The following is a 24,112-nucleotide window of genomic DNA, read 5'->3' on the forward strand; positions in this document are numbered from 1 at the left end:
GGCAGTGCTGCTCGCGATCGACGCTGGAAACACCAATCTCGTCTTCGCCCTGGTTGATGCGGAGCGCCAGATCCGTGCGCGCTGGCGCATTGCGACCGACCCTCGCCGCACGGCTGACGAGTATGCGGTCTGGCTCCACCAGTTGCTGGCTCTCGAAGGGTTCGCAACTAGCGACATCTCCGGCGTGATCATCGGCACGGTTGTTCCGCGAGCGCTCCACAATCTACAGGTCCTCAGCCAAAAATACTTCCACCAGGAGGCCGTGGTGGCGGGGCAGGGGGTTGCTGCCTGGCCGATCAGGCTGGATGTCGACGAGCCGCACAATGTGGGTGCGGACCGAGCGCTCAACGCGATTGCGGCACACGACAAGCACCAGGGTGATCTGGTGGTGATCGACTTCGGCACCGCCACAACATTCGACGTGGTTGATTATTCCGGCGCCTATAAAGGCGGGATTATCGCGCCGGGTATCAACCTCAGCCTCGACGCGCTGGTCGCGGCGGCGGCCAAGCTTCCACGAATTGCGATCGAAGCACCCGAGAGTAATAGCGTGATCGGGCGGACAACGCAGAGCCAGATGCTGAGCGGCATCTACTGGGGCTATGTGGCCATGATTGAGGGTCTGCTTGCCCGCGTGAAGGCAGAGATCGGCCGCCCGGTGACCACCATCGCGACAGGCGGACTGGCCACCCTGTTCCAGCAACATACCGCCGCGTTCGATTCGATCGAGCCCGACCTTACCATCCAGGGCCTGGCCCTGCTTTGGCAGCGAAGCGTTTCGCCTGCCTGACCCGAGATGATGAGCGTAGGTGGCATGCCGATGCCTGCCCGCGCCGACTTTCAGCATCGGCTAGTATGACTGGCACGCCGCGGCGCGCCGGTCCGAACGGGATGAGCTTATGACCCCAGCAAATGAACTGATCTTCCTCGCACTCGGCGGCTCTGGCGAGATCGGAATGAACGTCAATCTGTATGGAAGTCAGGGTAAGTGGCTGATGGTCGATTGCGGCCTCAGCTTCAGTGACCCGGAATTGCCCGGCATCGAAATCACCTTGCCCGACCTCGATTTCATCGAGGAACGCCGCCGCGACCTGGTTGGGATCGTGATCACGCATGGTCACGAGGATCATATTGGCGCGATTCCCTATCTCGCTGCTGATCTCAAGGTGCCAATCTATGCCACCCGCTTCACGGCAGGGCTGATCGCCAACAAGCTGGAAGAGGAAGGCTTGTCCGGTCAGGTGCCGGTGCGGATCGTGGAGCGAGGGGAGCCGATCGATTTGGCGCCGTTCCAGGTAACCTATGTACCGCTTGCCCACTCCATCCCGGAGGGCAATGGGCTGCTCATCGAGACACCGTATGGCAAGGTCTTCCATACCGGCGACTGGAAAATCGACCGGACGCCGGTGCTCGGCAATCCGACCAGCGCCGATATGATGACGCGCATCGGGGATGAGGGCGTTCTCGCGCTGGTCTGTGACTCGACGAACGCCTTCAGCCTGGAAGAATCGGGGTCCGAAGCGGACGTCATCGAGGGGCTCACTAAGTCGATCGGCGAGGCACCCGGACGAGTGCTCATCACCACCTTCGCCTCGAATGTGGCGCGGCTGGACACAATCGCGCGGGTAGCGGAGGCAACCGGGCGACGGCTGGCACTCGCGGGCCGCTCAATCGAACGAAACGTGAAGGTCGCCAAGGCCGCCGGCTATCTGGGCGACTTCCCCGAAGTGGTTCGCTACGACGAGGCCATGCGCCTGCCTAAGCGCGAACTGCTGATCCTCGCGACCGGGGGGCAGGGTGAGCCGCGTGCTGCGCTCGGGCGCATCGCTTCGGGCCAGCATGAACTCAAGCTTGGGGAGGGCGACACGGTGATCTTTTCCTCGCGACAGATACCCGGCAACGAGGTCGCGGTCGGTCGAATCATGAACCAGCTTAGTGACCTGGGCGTGATTACTGTGACGGATCGCCAGGTTCATGTGCACGTCTCTGGCCACCCTGGGCGGCCGGAGCTCAAGCAGATGTACGACTGGATCCGACCGCAGTTGCTGGTCCCGGTGCACGGCGAGGCGCGTCACTTGCGGGCGCAGGCGCGGTTTGGGCTAGAGTGCGGCATCCCGCAGGCCTTTTTCCAGAAGGATGGCGACATCGTCCGGCTGGCACCCGGTGAGCCCAAGAAGCTTGGCGAGACCCGCATCGGCAAGCTGGTGCTTGACGGCGATGTGATCCTGCCCGCTGGCGGCTCAACCATGAACGAGCGGCGCAAGCTGGCGTATCAGGGCATCGTCATGGTGAGCATCGCTTTGGGCAAGAATAATGCCCTGCTCGGTCAGCCTGTCGTGCGGGCCGTGGGTCTGCCGGTGGAGGCGGACCGCGACGACTTCCTGGGTGACGCTGTCGACAGCGCCGCCCGTGCCGTCGAACGCGGGGCGGACGAGGAGCGGCTACGTGAGAACGTCCGCCTTGCCGTTAGGCGCTGCGCAACGGCATGGACCGGCAAGAAGCCGATCGTCGAAGTGCTGGTGATGCGCGCATGAAGTGGCAGTCTGCTCTAGCCATCTATTTTCTTTTTTTCTGCTTCGCCGGCTTCGTGCTGCTGCCGTTCGGGGTGAAGACCGACGAGGAGGTAGGCGCGCCAAAGGTGCCAGGGCAGGCGGAAAGTGCCCCCCACCGCTTTGACTTGAAAAGGCACCTGTTGCGCAGCGCCATTGCGGGGGCGCTCGCCTTCGCTCTGTTCTATGCCAATTACGTCTACGGGTGGATCAGCACCGACGACCTCGATTTCACGCGGCCGCGCTAGCGGCGGCCCGCTACGACCTGCGACAAAGCGGCGTAGAGCTTGCCCATGTCGCTGCTCATTAGCGTGACGGCCAGTGGACCTCCGTCGCGCTCGCTCAGAACGCGGCGGAGCATGGCTTCGAAATCGGCAACGAAGCGGTTGGCGCCCGCCTGGAACTCCCGGTCGACCTCGTAATGGCTGGCCAGCGAGCGCTGCTCGCTATGGTTCAGCAGGCGCACCGCCCGACGCGTGAAGACCCCGCGATCGCCTTTCAGATATTCCTGCCAGTTGCGATCATCGACGTCGGTCGAGAGGATCTTGCCTACATCGATTGCCGCAGAATGCATGGAGTCGATCAGCATGGCCGTGCGGCGGCCGAACGCCTCGCTCTCCGCGGTTCGTGCGGCCTCCTGGCTCTTGTCGATATGCTCTTCGAGCGCGGCTGCGGTCTGACCGATGGTGAGTAGTTGCCCCGTGAGGCGCTCGGACGCGGTGCGGGCGGCAGCAACGGCGCGGGCAGCAACCTGCTCGACCTCTGCCACCTGCGCAGTCACTGTTTCGGCAATCACCCGCTCGATCGCCGCCCGGCTTTCCTTCGACAGCCGCTCTGCACCGTCAGGAATGGCGCGATCCAAGGCCTCGCGAGCGCGCTCGGCTGCATGGGTGGCTGCTTCGCGGACTTGAACCATGGCCTGCACCAGCGCGGGCGCGGTTTCGGACTGTAATTTGGCGGCCTCCTCGCCCGCCGCCGCCATCGCCTCGCGCAGGCCGGCCAGCCGCCCCTCGGCCGCGCCAGCACCTGCATCCAGTGACGAGAGAAGATCGTTCAATCGCTCCTGATGCTGACCAAGCCCTTGGCTTGTGGCCGCCATCCGGTCGGCGGCTTCCGAAGCGGCTTGATGCATCCACTTTATTTCGGGCTTGGCGGTCTGGACCGAGGATAGCAGCCGCTCGGCGCCGCTTTCGGCTTCGACCAAGGCACTGCCGAGACGCTCGCTCAAATCCGCGTGCAAGGTCGATACGCTCTCGCGAAGCGCATTCGTGCGCTCGGTCAGCCCCTCCAGCGAGCCGTCGCTCGACTTGGATTGGAGGGCGAGGGCATCAAGCTCGTTCCGGACACGCTGGATGGTGGAGGCAATGGCTCCAGCCCGCAGGTCGCCCTCGGCCGCGAGGTCAACGAACCGCTGGTCCAGATCGGCCAAGCTTCGCTCGATGGAGGCGACGAGACCCTGACTGGCGCGATCCTGCTCGGCGATACGGGTGGAAAGGCCATCCAGGGAGGCGCTGGCGGCGGAAAGTCGCTGGCCCACCGCATCGGCCGCTTCCGCACCCGCACGGCCCATAGTCGCGGCGCTATGCTCGAGGAGGGCATGGACGGCGTCCGATTGCCCATCGATGCCAGTGCGGATGTCGACGAGGGCCTGCGTTGCCCGGTTGAGGAGGTTCTCGACCCTCAGATTGGCGTCGTTCGCTACTTCGCTGATCCGGCTTCCGGCGGAGGCACTCGCGCTCTCGATGCTGGCGAGCTGGGTGGCGAGCCGATCGGCAGCGCCGCCAACACTCTGGTCGGCTTCCGCGGCCTTGGCGGCGAGCCCGGTCAGGCGCTCCTCGAGCAGCCGCGCCTGCTCACCGGCATCGCGCCCGGCGCCGCGAAGTTCATCGGCCATGGCTTTCGCCGATTGTTCCGCCAAAGGCAGATCGCTCAGCAAGACGCCAATGTCTGTGCGGGCGCTTTCAGCGGCGCGGTCGAGCGCTGCGCTATGCTGCGCGAGCGTATCGGCACCTGCATTAAGATCCCGGGTGACCTCGCCAAGCCGCTGCCCGGCTTCGTCGCCAAGGCTCATCAGACGGTCGGCCATACCCTTGAGGGCCACCTGTTCCTCGTCGATCCGCTGGCGAAGCACGCCGAGCAGGCTCTCAAGACTTCCGGCCTCGGCGCGCATTTGCTTGACCGAGTGGATAAAGCGCTCCGCCTCTTGCCGCCGAGTGCGCCCGAACATCAGCCAGACAAGGCCAAGAAGGGCAAGCGGCCCTGCCGCGGTCGCCAGCCATTGCGAGGCGATCGCTGGGGTGAGCGCCTGATTGCCGAGCGCGCGTCCCGCGCCCCAGGCCACGAAGGCTGTCCATAGGGCGGCCAGCAGGCCGAGGCTCCAGCCGAGGACCCGCCGGCCACCCAAGCCGGCGTTCCGGGAGGTCGAGCTCCACGGGCCAGGCTCGAACTCTGGCATCGGCTCGGTCGTGAATTCAGGAGGGGCCTCCGTCTCCTGCGGAAGACGGTCGGTAAGCTCGAGCGGTTCGGCTCGAAGCGCGGCGCGTTGCGGATGCCCCATCATTTGGCGAGCTTACCATCTTTGAGCCAGAGCGGAAGCGTGCAAGAGAGCCGGGCCGGGGAGGGTGTTCAATATGGCGCTTGGCGCACTTATCGGTGCGTATCAGGAAGACGGGGCAGGCGTTCTCTACGCCCTTCAGCCGCTCGCGGGCCGGACACTGATCGAATATCAGGCGCGGTGCGCGGCTGCGGCCGGCTGCGCTCCGATCGTAGTCGTGGTCGAGACCGTGCCGGTGGCGCTGGCCGCCGCCTTTGAACGGCTGCGTGGCGAAGGCGTTCAGGTCGTCCCGGTCAGCGACGGGCAGGAAGCGGCCGCGCGGTTCGAACCGCAGGCGCGCGTGCTGCAGATGGCAGATGGGATTGCACCCGCCATGGCGCTGGTGGAGCGCATCGCCTGTGCCGACCATCGCACGGTGGTCACTGTCCCGGACGACGACGCCCACCAATTGTTTGAGCGGATCGACAATCAGCATCGCTGGGCCGGACTCGCGCTGGTCGATGGCCAGACGCTCGCCTCCACGGCTGCCATGCTCGGCGACTGGGACTTGCTCTCGACCCTGCTGCGGCGGACCATCCAGGCCGGAGCACAGCAGATCCAGACGATCGATGGGGTGACGCCCTATCACGCGCAGAGCGGCGGCGGCGCGGCGGCTTTTGATCGCAGCCTGCTGGTCGCCTCGCGGCAGGCGCGGCCCGACTGGGTCGCCTGCTTCCTGCTGCCGATTCCCGAGGAGCTCGCAACCGAGCAGCTAATGCGCTCGCCCATTCAGCCGAGTTGGTTGATGACGGCGGCCCTTGCGCTGACGGCCGTCGCGGTGCTGGCGATATGGTTGGGGTGGAAGTGGACGGGCATCGCCCTGCTGCTGCTTTCCCTCCCGCTCGATCTCATTGCCGATCGCCTTGCTCAGCTTCGGCTGCAGCCCCTCCCGGCGCGCTCGCTGGTGAGGCGGTTGCTCTGGCCCGTGGCGGGGCTGGCTCTGGTGGCACTCGGCTGGCTGATGTTCCGAGAAGGAGCGGGCTGGGGACCACTCGCCAGCGCAGCCGCCGCGCTCGCCTTCGCCGAGGCGCTGCGGTTGGAGCGGAGCGGCCGTGACCTGCCGTTCGGTTATTGGCTGTTCGATCGGCGTCCAGCGGTGGTCACCGCGCTGCTGATTGCCGCGGTGGGCGGCTGGGCAGTGCTGCCTGTGGTACTCGCCTTCTACGCCGCGGCCAGTTTTTTCGTCGTTCAGCAAGTGGTTCATCGATCGTCGTACGATTGAGGACGCGTTAACCCAGCCTTGGTAAGGCAAGAGGGATGGCAGAGCCACGATCGCCTGCGGCCCGAAAGGGAGACCGTCCGACCGCACCTGCGCGCACACCGCGCGGGGTCGATCGGCTTGGTGCGGCGATGGTCGATCTTTCACTCGATCCCATTGCCCGCCCGTCCGAGCAGGAAAGGGCGCTGATGCTCAGCCTGCTGTCGGGCCTGGTCGGGCAGATCGCTGAGGAACTGCAGCTTCGACTTCCGCCTGGCGCAACCGACGAGGTCGATGCCGAAGCGCTAGTCGCGCAGCTTCGGTCGTCTGGACTGTTCACCCGTGACCTGGTTGGCCTGCTTGTTCGTCGGGCAGACCTGCTCGCCTTCCGCGCCGCCGCGCTGCATCAGGACCAAGGTGGGCTGTTGCAGGCCTGGGCTGCAGATCCGGAACCCTCGATTGCCAGCGCGGCCATGGCCGTGGTGATCGCGCGCGCCTCCGCCCGTGATCGCTTTGGTCGGCCAGGACTTACCCTTGCCGATTGTGATGCCGAGACGGCCGTGGCGCTCACTTATGCGGTCGCAGCCGCTCTTGCCGGACCAACAGAGTCGCTGGTCGCCGCAGCGGTAGATTTGCTTGCTCGGCATGATGAAGGGGATCGTTTGGATGCTCGCGAAGCGCGGCTGATGGTGGCGCTCGAGCAGGCGGGACGGCTTGATGGCCCCTTGCTCCTCTCTTTGGCGACGCACGGTGAGGCGGGCCTGCTGGCGGAGGGCCTCTCCCGCCTTGCACGAATCCCTGCCAGCGTAGCCTGGCAGATGCTCACCGGGACCGACGAACACGCCATCGGGCGTCTTCTGCGCCTCGCTGAAATCAACCGCTCGCTGGCTGCGGGACTGATCGCCGCGCTGAGCAACGGACGCGGCTTGCGAGAGCCGGGCGAGGCCATGGCTGCCTTTGACGCCATGGCGTCGTCCGAAGAGATCGCCGAGGCACGGGCGTACATTCGCCTCCCGGGCGCCTTCATCTTGGCTCGTAGGGCTCTGGAAAAGCATGGCCAGCGCGGCGCCTGAACCCATCCGAGGCCTTGTGGACGCGAGCGGCCGGCTAACCTCCGCCGATCCGCGCCTTGCCCGTTTGCAGGAAGAGGCGGGCGGCGGCCTTGGCGCAATGCTAGCTGTGCCTCAGCTCGCTGCCATCGCTCGTCTTGCAAGCCAACTCGGAGTCAGCCTCTCGCGGCAAGCACTGGCGGCGACCAGCGATGCTGACCTCGACCTGTGGGTCCGTGCCGAGCCCTCCAACAACGGCGTCGCACTCAGCATCGAAAGCTGGGTGGAGCGGCCGCCGCGGCGGCGACGTTTCCGCGTGATCGAAGGACTCGACGCCACGACCGCCGATTCCGGCGCGGACATCACAGCAGATGGCGATCTCAAGGTTGTAATGATCAGCGACCAGCTTGCCGACAAGCTGGGTGGCACGGTCGCCGAGATCCGGGGCCAGCCGCTTACGCGTTCGCTGGAGCTGTTACCTTCCGAGCAAGGCGACCTGCCGATCTTGGGAGCGGTCGCAAGTCGCCGTGCCTTCGAAGGGCAACGCGTCCGCGCTCGGTCGAACGGTCAGGAGCTGCTGCTCAGCGGAACTCCACGCCTCGCGCCGAACGGTAATTTCAATGGCTTTGCACTGCGGCTGGAAGGAGCGGCTGCCGAGCAGTCCGACCCGCCGCCCGTTGTCGACGACGGCTTCGACAATCTTCTTCGTCATCCCATCGATGTGATCATGGACGAAGCGGAACGTATCTCCGAAAAAGGGGAGGGACCGCTTCGGAGCGACTACGCGGGCTATGCGGCGGACATCGCCGCTGCCGCTCGCCACCTGCTCGATGTGCTGCAGAGCATGACGGCTGAGCGTGCGCCGCCAGCGCCGGAGCGGATCGACCTTGCCGCCTTGGCGTTGGAGGCGACTGGACTGGTGCAGGTGCAGGCGGTGGAAGCCGGCGTCGCTTTCGACGTCGACGGGCCGCCGTCGCTACCAGCGCTGGGCGACGCCCGCTCAGTGACCCAGATTCTCGTAAACTTGATTGGCAATGCCGTGCGCCATTCGCCCCGGGGCGCAACCGTACGAGTGCTTTGCGCTCGCGGAGCAGACGTGAGCATCACCGTTGCCGACGACGGTCCGGGCATCGCTGCCGTCGACCAGCAGCGCATCTTCGAGCGGTTCGAGCAGGCGCAGCCGCGAGCCGACGGCGCCGGACTGGGCCTTGCCATCTCACGACGCTACGCGCGAGAGATGGGAGGAGATATCACGGTGCAAAGCGCGCCCGGTAAGGGTGCGCGCTTCACCCTTCGCCTTCCCGCAGCCTGACGATTATCGCCTAGCGGCCGCTGACCGGCACGTAATCGCGCTGGGTCGCACCGACGTAAAGCTGGCGCGGACGACCGATCTTCTGTTCGGGGTCGGAGATCATCTCGTTCCATTGCGCGACCCAACCGACGGTGCGGGCGAGCGCGAACAGGGCAGTGAACATCTCGGTCGGGAAGCCGATCGCGTTCAATATGACGCCTGAGTAGAAGTCGACGTTCGGGTAGAGCTTCTTCTCGATGAAGTATTCGTCGCTCAATGCGATCCGCTCCAGCTCCTTGGCGACGTCAAGCACCGGATCGGAGATGTTGAGTTCCTTCAAAACCTCGTCGGCGGTCTGCTTCATCACCTTCGCGCGCGGGTCGAAATTCTTATAGACCCGGTGGCCGAATCCCATCAACCGGAAGGGATCGTCCTTGTCCTTGGCACGGGCGATGTACTCGGGGATGCGCTTCACGTCGCCGATCTCGCGCAGCATATTGAGCGCTGCTTCGTTGGCGCCGCCGTGCGCGGGACCCCACAGGCAGGCGATGCCAGCCGCCATACAGGCGAACGGGTTGGCGCCAGAGGAGCCAGCCAAGCGAACCGTCGAGGTCGACGCATTCTGCTCATGATCGGCGTGGAGGATGAATATCCGATCCATCGCCCGCTCAATGATCGGATTGACGACATATTCCTCCGCCGGGACGCCGAAGGTCATCCGCAGGAAGTTGCCGGTGTAGCTGAGCGAATTGTCTGGATAGAGGAACGGCTGCCCGATGCTGTACTTGTGCGCCATGGCAGCAATCGTTGGCATCTTGGCGATTAGTCGGTGCGACGCGATCTCTCGCTGCTTGGGATCGGTGATGTCCGTGCTGTCGTGGTAGAATGACGAGAGCGCACCCACCACGCCGCACATGATCGCCATGGGGTGCGCGTCGCGGCGGAAGCCCCGGAAGAAGGTCGCCAGCTGCTCATGCACCATGGTGTGGCGGCTGATCGTGTAGGTGAACTTGTCGAGCTCGTCCTTGGTCGGCAGCTCGCCATGGAGTAGAAGGTAGGAAACCTCCATGAAGCTCGACTGCTCCGCCAGCTGGTCAATCGGATAGCCGCGATGCAGCAGGACGCCGGCCTCACCGTCGATGTAGGTGATGGCGCTGCTGCAGCTGGCGGTTGAGGTGAAGCCGGGATCGTAGGTGAAGGCACCGGTCGCGCCATACAGCTTGCGGATGTCGACCACGTCCGGTCCGACGCTGCCGCTCAGCACAGCCATCGAGAGATCCTTGCCCTCGAGGTTCAGCGTTGCAGTCTTGTCCGACATCAATTGCGCTCCGTCTGGGGATTGTTCCTGGGCATCTGGTCTTCGATCCGGGCCAGGCTTTCGCCCTGCCCCAACAGCACGAGCACGTCAAAAATGCCTGGGCTGGTGGTCCGGCCGGTCAAGGCGGCGCGCAATGGCTGGGCAACTTTTCCCAGCTTGAGCCCCGCTTGTTCGGCTACCGTCTTTATAGCGGCCTCAGTGGAATCATGGTTCCATTCACCGAGCCGCGCGAGGGCTGCATAGCTATCGGCAAGCAGCGACCGGCCTTGATCGCTCAACAGCTCCGCAGCCTTTTCCTCGATTGCGAGCGGCCGCTTGGCGAACAGGAATTCAGCCCCGCTAGCGAGCTCGTTCAGGTCCTTCGCCCGCGCCTTGAGCTCGGGCAGCGCCCGCTCGAGAAGCGCCAAGTCGTCCGCGCTCATGCCCTCGCGGCGAGCGGCCACGAGCACTGCGAGCCGTGCGTCGTCGGCACTGCGAATATAATGGCCATTGAGGTTCTCAAGCTTCTTGAGGTCGAAGCGAGAGGGCGACTTTCCGACATGGTCGAGGCTGAACCACTCGATCGCCTGCTCACGGCTGATGATCTCATCATCCCCATGACCCCAGCCGAGCCGGAGCAGATAGTTGTTGAGCGCCTCGGGAAGGATGCCGAGTTCGTCGCGGTAAGCGTCGACACCAAGTGCCCCATGGCGTTTGCTGAGCTTGGCGCCATCTGAGCCGTGGATCAGCGGGACGTGCGCGTAGACCGGCTCGGGCCAGCCCATCGCCTTGATGATCGCCAGCTGACGAAAGGCATTGTTGAGGTGATCGTCGCCGCGGATGACGTGGGTGACGCCCATGTCATGGTCGTCGACCACCACCGCCAGCATATAGGTGGGGGTTCCGTCCGAACGAAGCAGGACGAAGTCATCCAGCTCTGCATTCTGCACCGTGACCCGACCTTGCACCTGGTCTTCGATCACCGTTTCGCCTTTCTGCGGCGCGCGGAGACGTACAACGAAGGGCTTGTCGCCCTGTGGCTCGATGACATCGCGCCATTCGCTGCGAATCCGGAAAGGGCGGCGTTCCGCCTGAGCTGCCTCGCGTTGAGCCTGAAGCTGCTCCTGCGTCAGATAGCAGCGATAAGCCTGACCCTTGGCAAGCAATGCATGCGCGACTTCGGCATGGCGAGCCCAGAACTGCGATTGATAATATTCGTGACCGTCCCAATCGAGGTTCAGCCAGCGCATCCCGTCAAGAATCGCGTCGATCGCGGGCTTGGTGGAGCGCGCCTTGTCAGTGTCCTCGATGCGAAGGAGGAACTTGCCTCCGTTCGCCCTTGCGAAGAGCCAATTGAACAATGCCGTTCGAGCGCCGCCGATGTGCAGGAAGCCGGTCGGCGAGGGGGCGAAGCGGGTGACGACGGAGCTTGCGCTCAAGCGGGCTTTCCTCTTTGATGTCGGTGCCGGATCGCCATGGAAGTGAGACCTTGCGCGTGCAAGTCACCACCTTTGGGCGATGGGCTCCGGTGCTCCCGCACTGGCGCGTCCGAGCGCTCTTCGCAAGTGCGGAATCGTTTCTCGATCGGGAGCGTGAGGCACTCCCCCTCTGGTGGGTCGTCAGTGTGGGCGGCGGCATTGCGCTTTGGCTGATCCTTCCGGGTCTGCGAAGCTGGATCGCGGCGATGTGGCTCGCGGCCGGCTTGTGTCTTGCAGGAATGGCGCTTGGAGGGCGAACACGCCGGGCGGTGGTGGGCTGTGCACTGGGCCTGGCGATCGGCCTGACCCTCGTTTGGTGGCGGGCCGAGAGCGTTGCCACCATCCGCCTCGACCGTCCGGTGATCCTGACACTCACTGGCACCGTCGGCAGCATAGAGCCGCTGCCAGCACGTGACCTAGTGCGACTGCTGATCCGTCCCGACGATCCGTTACTGCCGCCGCTGGTTCGTCTCAATGTCGACAGCAAGAATGTGCCTGCGGGTCTGGAGGGAGGCGCCCACCTGAGCGTGAAGGCTCGGCTGACCGGCCCGATGCAGATGCCGCTGCCCGGAGCGCATGATTACGCCCGTGACTTCTGGTTTTCAGGCATTGGGGGCATGGGCAAGGCTCTTGGCCCTGTCGTCCTGCTCAGTCCAGCGCAGGAGGCTTCAGGCCTTGACCAGTGGCGTGCGCGGCTGGATCGGCACGTTCGTGCTCAGCTCAACGCCAGCGAAGGCGGCATCGCCACCGCGCTGGTCACCGGGGATCAGGGGGCACTGCCCCAGTCCGACGCAGATGCAATGCGGCGGTCGGGCTTGGCGCATCTGCTTTCGGTCAGTGGCTTGCATATCGCGGCGGCGATAGGCGCAACCTTCTTCGTTGCCTTGCGCCTATTGTCCTTGTCGGAGCGACTGGCATTGCGGTTCAACCTCGTGCTGATTGCCGCCGGTGCAGGTGCGCTCGCCGGAATTGGCTACACGCTGCTGACGGGGATGCAGGTGCCCACGGTCCGCAGCTGTCTGGGCGCGCTGCTGGTTCTGGCCGGAACGGCGCTTGGCAGAGAGGCCATCAGCCTTCGTATGATCGCCACGGCGGCGTTGCTGATCCTGATGCTGCGACCGGAGTCGCTCTACGGGCCGAGTTTCCAGCTCAGTTTTGCAGCGGTAACGACGTTGGTCGCGCTGTTCAGCTGGCCCTGGTTCAAGCGCTTCGTCGAAGTGCGGGAAGACGGGCTCTCGAGGCGAGCGATCAGGCACGTTGCCGAGTTGCTTATGACCGGGCTCGCAATCGAACTGGCGCTTATGCCCTTCGCGTTGTTCCACTTCCATCGCGAGGGCCTCTATGGGGTCTTTGCCAACCTCCTCGCCATACCGCTTACCACTTTCGCCATCATGCCCTTGGAAGCTGCGGCGTTGCTGTTCGACGTCGTCGGCTGCGGCTGGCCCTTCTGGCAGGCCACCGGATGGGCAATCAGCCTGCTGCTTTGGATTGCTCATGCCGCCGCAGAAGCGCCCGGTTCAGTGGCGCTACGCCCGCAGATGCCCGACTGGGCCTTTGCGGCAATGGTACTCGGCGGCCTGTGGCTGGCAATCTGGCGCGAGGGAAGGGTGCGGGTTGCGGGGGTTGTCCCCATTCTAGCGGGCGCTGCGGCGGCGCTCTCAAGCCCTCGTCCCGACCTGCTGGTAACCGGCGATGGCCGCCACCTCGCGATCGTGGCTGAAGACGGCACTCCGTTTCTGCTTCGAGAACGTGCGAAAGATTATATTCGCGGGCTGCTTGGCGAAACCGCGGCGTTCGACGGTGAGCTTCCAGCTCTCGACGATTGGCCAGCGGCCAGATGCAGTCTCGATAGCTGCATCGCCATACTGGATCGTGGTGAGCGACGTTGGACGGTGCTGGCCGTACGCTCCGGCCAGAAGCTGGAATGGAATGAGCTGACCGCCGCGTGCACGAACGCCGACATCGTGATCGCCGACCGCCGCCTTCCGCAGGCCTGCCACGCCCGCTCCCTGCGGCTGGGCGCACGGGAGCTTGCAAGAACAGGGGGGCTGACGATCAAGTTGGGAGTGGAGCCAGAACTGAGCACGGTGGCCAGCGAAATCGCCGGTCACCCTTGGAGTGCGTCGCCCTGATTAGCTGAGACTCACCGAAAGAAAGCTCGGGAGGGGACCATTCCAGCCGCCTTCGCCTGCATCCTCGATTGCCGGTTCGGCTCTCGGGCGAGCATCTTCGGCACGGTCCCGCTCAGTGCGGGCGCGTTCCCGCCGCGGCTTCTTCTCGATCGGCGCGTCTTCCAGCGGTGAGCGCTCAGTTTGAGCGGCCGCAGGTTCTCGCTTCGGCTCCGCCGCCTTGCTCCGGCCGCGTCGAGGCGCCTTTTCTTCTCCAGCGGGCTTGCGGCTCCGGCGCTGCGCCTTGTCTTCAGTCTCTGCCGCCACCTCGGACAGGGGAGCATCTCCGAGCGTAATCCGCGGTATCTTGGTGCCGGTCAGATGTTCGATCCGCCCAAGCGCCTCGGCATCTTCCCTGGTCGCGAGCGTAATGGCCGTGCCCTTGGCGCCTGCGCGACCGGTGCGGCCGATGCGGTGAACGTAATCATCGGGCTGCCACGGTACGTCGAAGTTGATCACATGACTGACGCCGCGCACGTCGAGGCCTCGTGCCGCAACGTCGGAAGCGACCAGAACAGTGATCTTATCATTCTTGAAGCGGTCGAACTCGGCGATGCGATCCGATTGCTCCATGTCACCATGAATCTGTCCGACAGCGAAACCTGACCGCTTCAAACTCGTGTAAAGTTCGCGAACCATCGTCTTGCGATTGCTGAAGATGATGGCGTTCTTGACACCCTCACCACGAAGCAGTTCTCGAAGCACGTCACGCTTTTTGTCGGAGCGAACCTCGATGACCTTCTGATCGATGTTGACGTTGGCAGTCGCCGGCCGGGCAACCTCTACCGTCTTCGGCTCCGACAGAAATTTCGCGGCCAGCTTTTGAATTGGCGGCGGCATGGTTGCCGAGAACAGCAGGGTTTGCCGCTGCTTGGGGAGTCGCGAGGCGATCTCCTCGATGTCAGGGATGAACCCCATGTCGAGCATCCGGTCCGCCTCGTCGATGACGAGCAGGTTGCAGCCGGTCAGCAAGATCTTGCCACGGCTGAACAGGTCCATCAGACGGCCAGGCGTCGCGATCAGCACATCGACGCCCTTTTCAAGCGCCTTGATTTGATCGCCCATCTGCACGCCACCAATCAGCAGCGCCATCGAAAGCTTATGATACTTGCCGTACTTTTCGAAGTTCTCGGCAACTTGAGCGGCCAGTTCGCGGGTCGGCTCCAGGATCAGCGAGCGCGGCATTCTTGCCCGGCTGCGGCCGTTCCCAAGGATGTCGATCATCGGCAGCACGAAGGCCGCGGTCTTGCCGGTCCCGGTCTGGGCGATACCAATGAGGTCACGGCCCATCAGGACCGAGGGGATTGCCTTCTCCTGAATGGGGGTCGCTTCGGAGTAGCCACTGTCGTCGACAGCGCGCAGCAGTTCGTCAGAAAGGCCGAGATCGGCAAAGTTCATGAAAATATCCGGAGTAATCCCGCATGAGCGCTAATCGCTCCGGGCGCTTCGCGCCGTGCGGGAGGAGGCGCGAAAAGTCAAGGAATCGCTAGCGAATGGGGTGGGGGACCATGCGTCGAAAGCGCTCAATCGCGCACGCTCCACCGATGCGGCTGCGCACCTCGTCGCGGCGCGCACAGATCGAGCCGTCGGCCGACTGAAGGTACAGGCCGCCATAGAAATCAAGGGTTGGACACTGGTTTTCGAGACGTGCTCGAATGCGTTCACGCGAGCGCATCAGGAAGTCGATGCTGCCGTCGTCCGCAAGCGCAGTCGCCAGGATATTGTCGCTCTTGATGCAGCGGGGGCCTTTCGTCTCCTCCCAGCGGATCGGCCAGGCGAAGTGCGGGCGGATCACCGGAATCCGCATGACAACTTCCTCGCTGATCGTCACTCGCGAAACGCTCACCGCCTCGGGTGGCGCTGCGAACAGCGCCAGGATAGCCGAGAAAAGAGGGTAGGCGGATAGGAACAACTGGCAAAACCAAGCAGGAAGCGATTGTCCCGCTTCGTTGCAAGCCGTTGAACATTCGATGAACCCTGCCACCCTTGCCAGACGCGGCAAGCGCTTTTAGAGCGCGAGCCGCGTCCGTACCGGGCTTTTTCCAGGAGTTTTTTGATCATGGCGACTGCCGCGCCGACTGCGCTGCCGATCCTCTACAACCAGCTTGAGCCGCTCAACAGCCAGGCGCACGGCAGCCTCAAGGTCCGCGGGATCGAGACCTTGCCTGCGCTTGCTCAAGTCCACGCCATTCCTCTCACGGTCGACGAGTTCGCTGCGGCGCAGCGCCATTATCCGATCATCTTCTCGGTCGGTGACGAACCAGTTCCGCTGGCGCTGATGGCCCTCAATGAGGGCCTCAACACATTCGTCGACAAGGACGGCAAGCCGCTCGACAGCAGCGTTTACATGCCGGCATACCTTCGTCGCTATCCGTTCCTGCTAGCCCGTCTGTCGCCTGACAGCGACGAACTCTCCCTCTGTTTCGATCCGACCGCCAATGCGATTGGTGACTTCGCGGAAGGGCAACCGCTGTTCGACGGCGACCAGCCGAGCGAGTCGACCAAGGCCATTCTCGAGTTCTGCGAGCAGTTCGAACAGGCCGGTCAGCGCACCCAGTTCTTCATGGAGGAACTAAAGAAGTCGGGGCTCCTGATGGACGGGGAAGTCGCCATCCAGCCGGAAGGCTCCGATCAGCCGTTCGTCTATCGCGGCTTCCAGATGATCGATGAAGAGAAATTCCGTGAGGCGCGGGGCGACGAGCTTCGCAAGATGAACCAGAACGGCATGTTGCCGCTGCTCTATGCGCACCTGTTCAGTCTTGGCCAAGTCCGCGACCTGTTCAGCCGCCAGGTGCAGCAGGGCACCGGGCCGGTCCCGGCGCAGCTGCAGCCGCAGGCCTCTTCCGCCCAGTCGTGATCCTTGCGCGCCGGAATACTGCGAAGGGTCTTGGACTCTACGGCCTGCTTCCCATGTAATGGTGGCCGGGCCGCGTCCCCCCTTCGCGGTCCGGCCAACGCGCCGCTTCGCTGAGGTGCGTTCCTTCCTGAATACGGCCACCTTGCTTCGCGCAAGGTGGCCGTTTTTTATTCCGCCGCCACGGCTTGCGCCTGCCGATTGAGCAATTCCTCGCCAGCGACACGAGCCAGACGCTCAATCAGCCGTGCCGTCCGGTCGAAACCCGGGCCAGGTGATCGGCCGTCCGCGGCCAGATAACAGCCACGATCCAGTTCGAGCTGCAGGGCGTGCACGCCAGCGCTCGGCTGGCCGTGGCGTTCGACGACGTGACCGCCCGCGTAGGGATCATTGAAGGTTGCCGCGTAACCCGAGTCCTGCGCGGTTCGACGGATGAGGTCGCCCACCCATGCGGCAGCGCTTCGGCCATGGCGGTCTCCAACCACGAGCGGTGCGAGAGCGGACGGACGAGCCGGCATCGAATGCACGTCCAGCAGCAAGATCTCCCCATGACGCTGCTGAGCCAGTTGCAGCTGCTTGGAGAGTTGAACGTGGTAGGGGCTCCAGGCCTGCTCCAATCGCGACCGAATATCCGCCCGAGTGAGCGGTCGGCGCCATAAGTCGCCGTGCCGTGGAGTTCGCGTCGGCACGAGGCCTAGGCCTCCTCGAGCGCGCGCCCCCGGGTCGTGATCCGGCCCCGAGTCCACGAGGTCTGTAGCCATTTCCAGCGGTCCGCGATTGCAGTCGATGAGCGCCCTCGGTGCGCGGGCAATGACAGCCGCGATGCCGAGCGCCGCCGCCCGCCAGATCAGCCGATCGACCAGCGGATCTTCCAAGGTTTGAAGGACATGCCGACCCTGTCGTGCCTCCGCGAGGAGCGCCGGGGAGTAATCGGTGCCTGCATGCGGGACCGAAAGAACGATGGGCCACCGACCGGTTCCTGGCCTGATGTCGGGAGGCGTTGCTAAGATGCTCATCGATTCCCGCGCTTATCGAATCACTGTTGCTCACTTGTCATAACGGGTGATCAGCCAAGCCGTTGCCATTCTTCTGCGCCCGACTTTTCCGTCCATTCACCTCGTAGCTTTGGCGAAGGCACTACAAGGCATGGAAAATGTTAAGCAGCAGGCGCATAGGAGTGGTCACCATGTTTCGAATCCTGCTGGCCGAAGATGACACTTCGATGCGCGAGTATCTGGCGCGCGCCCTCACTCGCGTTGGTTACGACGTCTCCGCCGTTGGTTGTGGAACGGAGGCCATGCCGTTGCTCGAGGTGGGGCGTTTCGATCTGCTCCTGACAGATATCGTGATGCCTGAGATGGATGGCATCGAGCTGGCGCAGAAGGCCGCGGTCATTGACCCGGCGATCCGCGTGATGTTCATCACCGGCTTTGCGGCAGTGGCACTGCAAAGCGGCCGCACGGCTCCGGAAGCGAAGCTGCTGAGCAAGCCCTTCCACCTCAAGGACCTTGTCGCTGAGGTTGATCGCATCTTCCAGACCGAAGACCAGCACGGACGCCTGTAACCTCGTAAAACGGGTTGCGCGCCTGCCCAAGTCCGACTAGTTGGCCCGTCGAGTGGGCGTGTAGCTCAGTGGTAGAGCACTGTGTTGACATCGCAGGGGTCGCAAGTTCAATCCTTGCCACGCCCACCATTTTCCCTGTCAGAACGGGGACTCAGGCCACCCTGCGGCAGCTGAACTGTTGCAACCACCCCCGCGAAGGTCCGATGACGACCCGAAGGTAGGGCCGCGTCTGGTCGGAATCTTTCCAGGCGTTCAGAGCAGTTTTGTCGCTTCTCGCATTCGGACGTGGACCATGTGCTCTTGGGGGCTCAAGTGATCGGCAGCCAGATGGCGACAGTTTCCCCGGACAAGACCGCGTAGGCTACATCCCCACTGACGCAGTTTGTCTCGCATTCTTCGGGGAATGCCTCTTGCGCGGGAGAATGGTTTTCGGCGGTGCCTCTGATACTGCTAGGAGGGATCACCCGCCGTTGTCTCTTTGATCGCTTGGCGGTGGCCAGCCATGTAACCCGCTTGGAGCGACCACTTTGAAGACTCTCACGCACCTCGAAAGGCTCGAAGCCGAGAGCATTCACATCATACGCGAAGTGGTCGCGGAAGCGGAAAAGCCGGTGATGCTATATTCCGTCGGTAAGGACTCGGCCGTGATGCTGCATCTCGCCCGCAAGGCTTTCTACCCCTCTCCGCCGCCGTTCCCGCTGCTACATGTTGATACGACCTGGAAGTTCAGGGCCATGTACGAATTGCGCGACCGAATGGCTCGCGAGAGCGGCATGGAATTGCTGGTCTATCAAAATCCCGAAGCGAAGGAGCGGGAAATCAACCCCTTCAAAGACGGCGCCGTCCACACGGATATGTGGAAAACGGAAGGTCTGAAGCAGGCCCTCGATCTGCACGGCTTCGACGTGGCATTTGGGGGCGCAAGGCGTGACGAGGAAAAGAGCCGCGCGAAGGAGCGCATCTTTTCATTCCGATCGGCAAGTCACGGTTGGGATCCGAAGAACCAGCGGCCTGAACTCTGGAATCTATACAATGCCAAGAAGAAGAAGAGGGAGTCCATCCGCGTCTTCCCGATTTCGAACTGGACTGAGCTCGACATCTGGCAATATATCCATCTCAACGGCATTGAGATTGTTCCCCTCTACTTCGCGGCGGTGCGGCCAACCTACGAGTGGGACGGCCAGCTGTTCATGGCTGATGACGTCGAGCGTCTGGAGCACGTGCTGGGCTACCGCCCCGAGATCACGGAACGTTCGGTGCGCTTCCGCACACTTGGCTGCTTTCCGCTGACGGGTGCGGTCGAGAGCACGGCCAGCACCCTGCCCGAAGTGATTCAGGAGACCCTGCTCACTACTACCAGCGAACGGCAGGGGCGGGTCATCGACAAAGACGCCGGCGGCGCAGGCATGGAAGTGAAGAAGCGGCAGGGGTATTTTTGATGCCCGAGCAGGTCACCACCGCAGACCAATCCTACGTCATGGACGAGCTGGTTGCCCGGGACATCGACGCTTATCTTGAAGGCCATCAGCACAAGACTATGCTGAGGTTCATCACCTGCGGGTCGGTCGATGACGGAAAATCGACGCTGATCGGCAGGCTGCTCTACGATTCGAAGATGATCTTCGAGGATCAGCTAGAAGCGCTTCGTTCGGATTCCAAAAGGATCGGGACCCAAGGCCAGGACATCGACTTTGCGCTGCTGGTTGACGGCCTTGCGGCGGAGCGTGAGCAGGGCATCACGATCGACGTCGCCTATCGCTTCTTCAACACTGAGAAGCGCAAGTTCATCGTCGCGGACACGCCGGGCCACGAGCAATATACCCGCAACATGGTGACGGGCGCGTCTACCGCCGACCTTGCCGTTATCCTTATCGATGCCCGCAAGGGCGTCCTGACGCAGACGCGACGGCATAGTTACCTTGCCCACCTGATTGGCATTCGTAACATCGTCGTAGCTGTAAATAAGATGGACCTCATCGGTTACGATCAGGCGGCGTTCCACAAGATCATCGCCGATTATGAGGGGTTTGCGGCGTCGATTGGTATCGAGCGCTTCGTCGCCATTCCAATCTCTAGCTTCAAGGGCGACAATGTTGCCAGGCTTTCGCTGAACATGCCCTGGTACGACGGACCCACGCTGATCGATCATCTCGAGACTGTCGAGCTCGATCAGTCCGCCGACCAGGAAAAGCCTTTCCGAATGCCCGTTCAATGGGTGAACCGCCCTAATCTCGACTTTCGTGGTTTCTCAGGTCTTGTTTCTTCGGGAATGATCGCGGTCGGGCAGGACATACGGGTTTTGCCCGGGGGCAAGACGTCGGCGATTGAACGCATTGTCACGCTGGATGGGGATCTGGAGCGAGCCGTTGCGGGACAGTCTGTGACCTTGACGCTGTCCGACGAAATAGACTGCTCCCGCGGCGATGTGATTGCGACGGCGGAAACACCGCCGCAAGTTGCCGATCAGTTCGAGGCGACCATCGTCTGGATGGCCGACGAGGAGATGCTGCCAGGCCGGTCCTACTGGCTGAAGCTGGCCACGCAGACGGTCGGCGCGACCATCCAGCAGCCCAAATATCAGATCAACATCAACACGATGGAGCATCTTGCAGCCAAGACGCTGGGGCTCAATGCAATCGGCGTCGCCAACCTTACGACCGATCATCCCCTTGTGTTCGAGCCGTATGCGGAGAACCGCTCGCTGGGCGGGTTCATCCTCATCGACAAGCTGTCCAATGCGACAGTCGCGGCGGGGATGACCCACTTCTCCCTGAGACGCGCACAGAACGTTCACTGGCAAGCGCTTGATGTTACACGTGAACGCCGCGCTGAGCTGAAGAACCAGAAACCCGCGGTGCTCTGGTTCACGGGCCTGTCGGGTGCGGGCAAATCGACCATCGCCAACCTGGTCGAGAAAAAGCTGTCACGGATGAATCGGCACACCTTCCTGCTGGACGGTGACAATGTGCGTCATGGGCTGAACAAGGATCTCGGCTTCACGGATGCCGATCGCGTCGAGAACATTCGCCGTGTTGGCGAAGTTGCCAAGCTCATGACGGATGCCGGCGTTATCGTGATCGCGGCCTTCATCTCGCCCTTCCGGGCCGAGCGCGAGATGGTCCGCCAAATGATGGCACCCGGCGAGTTTTTCGAAATCCATGTCGACACGCCTCTGCAGGAGGCGGAGGCGCGGGATGTGAAAGGACTCTACAAGAAGGCCCGGGCTGGCCAACTGAAGAACTTCACGGGGATCGACAGTCCTTATGAGGCGCCCATTGCTCCGGACATCAGGATCGACACGACAACGGTGACGCCCGAGCAGGCTGCTGACCTGATCATCGATCGGCTCATCCCCTAGCCGGGCGCTGGTAAAGAACTTCCGTGTCCTTGCTGCGTCGCACAATGAACCGCCGCAGTTTCGCGAGGGGGGCCTTGGAGTGAGGCGATTGGGGGAGTGTGCTGCGGTATGCAGAGGGCCACATTGCCGGCCATGCGCTGACCCAAACCAGTAAACTCCAACCCTTGAACCTGCCGCAATCCTCGCATCGCAAGCATCCAAAATGTGCAATCCGACCGTTTCCCGGTGAAATAATCTCATCAGCCCACCGGCGCTTGTGCGCCGCAACAGCGGCGGCCATCACTTGGGATTGAGCAAGCGTCGGTCCGTACCGCACACCGGCGATGATGCACTCTGAGGGGGGTGGACGCATGATTGTCGCCAAGCGGATTCGCCGGCTCGGCAGCGGGATCTTGCTCGCTTCGATTGTGGCCGCTCCCGCTTTTGCGCAGGATCACGCATCGATCATCCCCGCCTCAAACAAGGGCGACACAGCCTGGCTGCTCGTCTCGTCCGCCCTTGTGCTTCTCATGGCCATTCCGGGACTTGCCTTGTTCTATGGCGGCCTCGTTCGGGCGAAGAACATGCTTTCCGTGCTGATGCAGGTGCTGACCATTGTGGCCATCGCCTCGCTTGTCTGGATCGGCTGGGGCTACAGCTTGGCGTTCACCGGCGGAAACGAGTTCATTGGCGGCTTATCGAAAGCGTTTCTTCACGGCGTCGATGCGACGAGCTTAGCTGCGACTTTCTCGAATGGCGTGTACGTCCCTGAATATGCCTTCATCGCCTTTCAGATGACCTTCGCATGCATCACTCCGGCGCTCATCGTCGGCGCCTTCGCGGAGCGGGTTCGGTTCTGGCCGCTGATGCTGTTCGTTGTGATGTGGCTGACCGTCGTCTACTTTCCGGTGGCGCACATGGCTTGGTATTGGGCGGGCCCCGATGCCCAGCCGAGCAACCCCGCCGATCATGGTCTTCTGTTCGGCTGGGGTGCACTTGATTTTGCCGGTGGAACAGTAGTTCACATCAATGCTGGTATTGCGGGCTTGGTCGGCTGCCTCGTTATCGGCAAGCGGCTTGGCTATCAGCGCGAACCACTGCCGCCGCATTCGTTGGTCATGACCATGATCGGCGCCTCGCTGCTCTGGGTGGGCTGGTTTGGGTTCAATGCGGGCTCCAATCTGGAGGCGAACGGCGTGGCTGCCTTGGCATTCATCAACACCTTCGTGGCGGCGGCGGGAGCGGCGCTGGCTTGGGCGGCGCTTGAGCAACTGCTGCACGGGAAGTCGTCCCTGCTCGGTGGAGCCACCGGAGCCGTTGCCGGACTTGTCGCGATCACGCCAGCCGCCGGCTATGGAGCGCCGAGCACGTCCATCGTGCTCGGCGCGGTCGCGTCCGCCGTCTGCTTCTTGTTCGTCACGAAGGTCAAAAACCGCTTCGGTTATGACGATACCCTCGACGTGTTTGGCGTTCACTGCATCGGCGGGATTGTGGGAGCGATCGGGACCGGCATTGTCGCGTCTCCTGCGCTCGGAGGGCAGGGGGTGCTCGACTATAATGTGCTCCCGGCCGCGCCAGGCACCTTTCACATGGGCTCGCAGGTGCTGACGCAGATGAAGGCCGTGGCATTCACCTTGCTGTGGTCCGGCGGCCTTTCCGCGCTGCTTTTCGCGGCCATCGAGAAGACGATTGGCCTACGTCCCTCGAAAGATGCTGAGCGCGAGGGGCTGGACATCAGCGCGCACGGGGAACGCGCGTATAATCTTTGATCATCGGCCTGGCGTCGCCTCTTACCAACGCTGAGCTTCTTTGGGACGTTCAAGCTGCTATCGGGTCCCGGTGCGAACGCGGCTCAGCATTTGTCGGCGGAAAACGTCCTATAGATTCGAAGAGGATGCTTTCGACGCGGCTAGCAAAGCCGCACTCCAGCTGTGGCCATATCGCTGCGACAAGTGCCGACTGTTCCATCTGACCAGCCGCGGAAAGGGACGGCGCCGACCCCGCGCGGCCGAGTAAGCATTATCCGCTCGCACGAGCGAGGCAGCGCTGTGCCTTTGAGGATCATACAAATCGAAGATCTAAAGTATTATCGCCCGGGCCACATCGCGAGGCTGGTACGGACCACTTCCTCAAGCTGCGACTTGCTTGCCCCGCTGCCGGCCTGGACAGACATGCCCTGGAGGATGGCGAGAAGGTAATTGGTGATGCCCTGGACGTCGGTGCCCGGCGGAAGGTCCCCCTCGGCTTTTGCCCGCTCCATGCGGTCAACCAGAGCCTGCTGCGACGACACTCGGCGCGCCTGTAAGTCGGCACGTACCGACTCGGCCTCTGCACCGCAGGTCACCGAACTGATCACCCGCAGGCACCCGCGCGGCTCACACTCGCTGGTCTGCATCTCGAGCGCGCCCCTCAGTAGCCGCTCGGCCACGCCGCGCGACGTGGGGGCGGCAAGCGCTTCGCCGATATACGACAGCTTTTCACGCTCATAGAGATCGAGCGCCTTGCGAAAGAGCGATTCCTTATTGCCGAAGGCGGCATACAGGCTGGGCCGGGTGATCCCCATCGCGTCGGTCAGGTCCGTCAGCGAGGTGCCTTCATAGCCCTTCTGCCAGAAGACGCGCAGCGCCGCCGCCAATGCCTCGTCGACATCGAACTCGCGGGGTCGGCCCTTGCAGGCACGATGCAGGACAGTTTCCATATCGGTCGGTATATATTGTCTAAGTGCTTGATGTCC

19 protein-coding genes and 1 tRNA gene are annotated in these 24,112 nt (G+C 63.2%); 13 read left to right on the plus strand and 7 right to left on the minus strand.

The annotated features are described in order from the left end of the window. Positions 1–4 precede the first annotated feature (4 nt). The 3 genes from M8312_RS02945 to M8312_RS02955 all read left to right on the plus strand — a co-directional run bounded on the left by M8312_RS02945 (position 5) and on the right by M8312_RS02955 (position 2,797). Positions 5–790 (plus strand): type III pantothenate kinase, encoded by a 786-nt coding sequence (locus tag M8312_RS02945; RefSeq protein ID WP_250118898.1) that lies wholly within the window; start codon positions 5–7, stop codon positions 788–790. 109 nt (positions 791–899) lie between these two features. Further along, positions 900–2,534: a ribonuclease J gene (locus M8312_RS02950; RefSeq protein WP_250118899.1), complete on the plus strand. Its 1,635-nt coding sequence runs from the start codon at positions 900–902 to the stop codon at positions 2,532–2,534. Further along, positions 2,531–2,797, plus strand: a complete 267-nt coding sequence (locus tag M8312_RS02955) for a DUF1467 family protein (protein WP_250118900.1) — start codon at positions 2,531–2,533, stop codon at positions 2,795–2,797. Before M8312_RS02950 ends, M8312_RS02955 begins: the two co-directional genes overlap by 4 nt. On the opposite strand, the gene M8312_RS02960 is transcribed toward M8312_RS02955, so the two are convergent. Beyond that, a complete protein-coding gene (locus M8312_RS02960; protein WP_250118901.1) occupies positions 2,794–5,109 on the minus strand; it encodes a coiled-coil domain-containing protein in 2,316 nt (771 codons plus the stop codon). The genes M8312_RS02955 and M8312_RS02960 overlap by 4 nt on opposite strands. A gap of 70 nt (positions 5,110–5,179) precedes the next feature. On the opposite strand from M8312_RS02960, the gene M8312_RS02965 reads away from it, so the two are divergent. Genes M8312_RS02965 through M8312_RS02975 form a run of 3 tightly spaced genes read left to right on the plus strand, consistent with a single transcriptional unit; the run spans position 5,180 to position 8,701 of the window. Continuing rightward, positions 5,180–6,364: a hypothetical protein gene (locus M8312_RS02965; protein WP_250118902.1), complete on the plus strand. Its 1,185-nt coding sequence runs from the start codon at positions 5,180–5,182 to the stop codon at positions 6,362–6,364. Between the two features lie 35 nt (positions 6,365–6,399). Continuing rightward, positions 6,400–7,413: a DUF2336 domain-containing protein gene (locus tag M8312_RS02970; RefSeq protein ID WP_250118903.1), complete on the plus strand. Its 1,014-nt coding sequence runs from the start codon at positions 6,400–6,402 to the stop codon at positions 7,411–7,413. Between the two features lie 16 nt (positions 7,414–7,429). After that, entirely contained in the window at positions 7,430–8,701 is a 1,272-nt protein-coding gene (locus tag M8312_RS02975; RefSeq protein WP_250118904.1) for a sensor histidine kinase, read from the plus strand. Positions 8,702–8,711: 10 nt separating this feature from the next. Here M8312_RS02975 and M8312_RS02980 read toward each other — a convergent pair whose 3' ends face one another. Further along, the gene (locus M8312_RS02980) at positions 8,712–9,998 is read right to left on the minus strand and encodes a citrate synthase (protein WP_250118905.1); all 1,287 of its coding nucleotides are present in this window, start codon (positions 9,996–9,998) and stop codon (positions 8,712–8,714) included. Further along, entirely contained in the window at positions 9,998–11,416 is a 1,419-nt protein-coding gene (gltX, locus tag M8312_RS02985) for a glutamate--tRNA ligase (protein WP_250118906.1), read from the minus strand. Before gltX ends, M8312_RS02980 begins: the two co-directional genes overlap by 1 nt. 56 nt (positions 11,417–11,472) lie before the next feature. On the opposite strand from gltX, the gene M8312_RS02990 reads away from it, so the two are divergent. Beyond that, complete coding sequence (locus M8312_RS02990; RefSeq protein WP_250119823.1) at positions 11,473–13,587, plus strand: ComEC/Rec2 family competence protein; 2,115 nt, start codon at positions 11,473–11,475, stop codon at positions 13,585–13,587. Here the strand turns inward: M8312_RS02990 and M8312_RS02995 are convergent, their stop codons facing one another. Both M8312_RS02995 and M8312_RS03000 read right to left on the minus strand, forming a co-directional pair. Beyond that, on the minus strand, positions 13,588–15,021 hold the full coding sequence (locus M8312_RS02995; protein ID WP_250118907.1) for a DEAD/DEAH box helicase: 1,434 nt from the start codon (positions 15,019–15,021) through the stop codon (positions 13,588–13,590). 88 nt (positions 15,022–15,109) lie between these two features. Continuing rightward, positions 15,110–15,535 (minus strand): hypothetical protein, encoded by a 426-nt coding sequence (locus M8312_RS03000; RefSeq protein ID WP_250118908.1) that lies wholly within the window; start codon positions 15,533–15,535, stop codon positions 15,110–15,112. A gap of 147 nt (positions 15,536–15,682) precedes the next feature. On the opposite strand from M8312_RS03000, the gene M8312_RS03005 reads away from it, so the two are divergent. After that, positions 15,683–16,480 (plus strand): SapC family protein, encoded by a 798-nt coding sequence (locus tag M8312_RS03005; protein ID WP_250118909.1) that lies wholly within the window; start codon positions 15,683–15,685, stop codon positions 16,478–16,480. Positions 16,481–16,647: 167 nt separating this feature from the next. Here M8312_RS03005 and M8312_RS03010 read toward each other — a convergent pair whose 3' ends face one another. After that, on the minus strand, positions 16,648–17,493 hold the full coding sequence (locus M8312_RS03010; protein ID WP_250118910.1) for an N-formylglutamate amidohydrolase: 846 nt from the start codon (positions 17,491–17,493) through the stop codon (positions 16,648–16,650). Between the two features lie 170 nt (positions 17,494–17,663). On the opposite strand from M8312_RS03010, the gene cpdR reads away from it, so the two are divergent. The 5 genes from cpdR to M8312_RS03035 all read left to right on the plus strand — a co-directional run bounded on the left by cpdR (position 17,664) and on the right by M8312_RS03035 (position 23,147). After that, positions 17,664–18,041, plus strand: a complete 378-nt coding sequence (gene cpdR / locus M8312_RS03015; protein WP_250118911.1) for a cell cycle two-component system response regulator CpdR — start codon at positions 17,664–17,666, stop codon at positions 18,039–18,041. 54 nt (positions 18,042–18,095) lie between these two features. Further along, positions 18,096–18,170: transfer RNA gene (locus M8312_RS03020), tRNA-Val, on the plus strand. Between the two features lie 398 nt (positions 18,171–18,568). Continuing rightward, on the plus strand, positions 18,569–19,480 hold the full coding sequence (cysD, locus tag M8312_RS03025) for a sulfate adenylyltransferase subunit CysD (protein WP_250118912.1): 912 nt from the start codon (positions 18,569–18,571) through the stop codon (positions 19,478–19,480). Further along, on the plus strand, positions 19,480–21,399 hold the full coding sequence (gene cysN, locus M8312_RS03030; protein WP_250118913.1) for a sulfate adenylyltransferase subunit CysN: 1,920 nt from the start codon (positions 19,480–19,482) through the stop codon (positions 21,397–21,399). The genes cysD and cysN overlap by 1 nt, the downstream gene beginning before the upstream one ends. 350 nt (positions 21,400–21,749) lie before the next feature. Continuing rightward, positions 21,750–23,147 (plus strand): ammonium transporter, encoded by a 1,398-nt coding sequence (locus M8312_RS03035; RefSeq protein ID WP_250118914.1) that lies wholly within the window; start codon positions 21,750–21,752, stop codon positions 23,145–23,147. A gap of 317 nt (positions 23,148–23,464) precedes the next feature. Here M8312_RS03035 and M8312_RS03040 read toward each other — a convergent pair whose 3' ends face one another. Beyond that, positions 23,465–24,076, minus strand: coding sequence for a TetR/AcrR family transcriptional regulator (locus M8312_RS03040; protein WP_250118915.1), 612 nt, complete (start codon positions 24,074–24,076; stop codon positions 23,465–23,467). Positions 24,077–24,112 lie beyond the last annotated feature (36 nt).

Origin of the sequence: Sphingomonas sp. KRR8, assembly GCF_023559245.1 — a bacterium.
Classification (GTDB): Bacteria; Pseudomonadota; Alphaproteobacteria; order Sphingomonadales; family Sphingomonadaceae; genus Sphingomicrobium.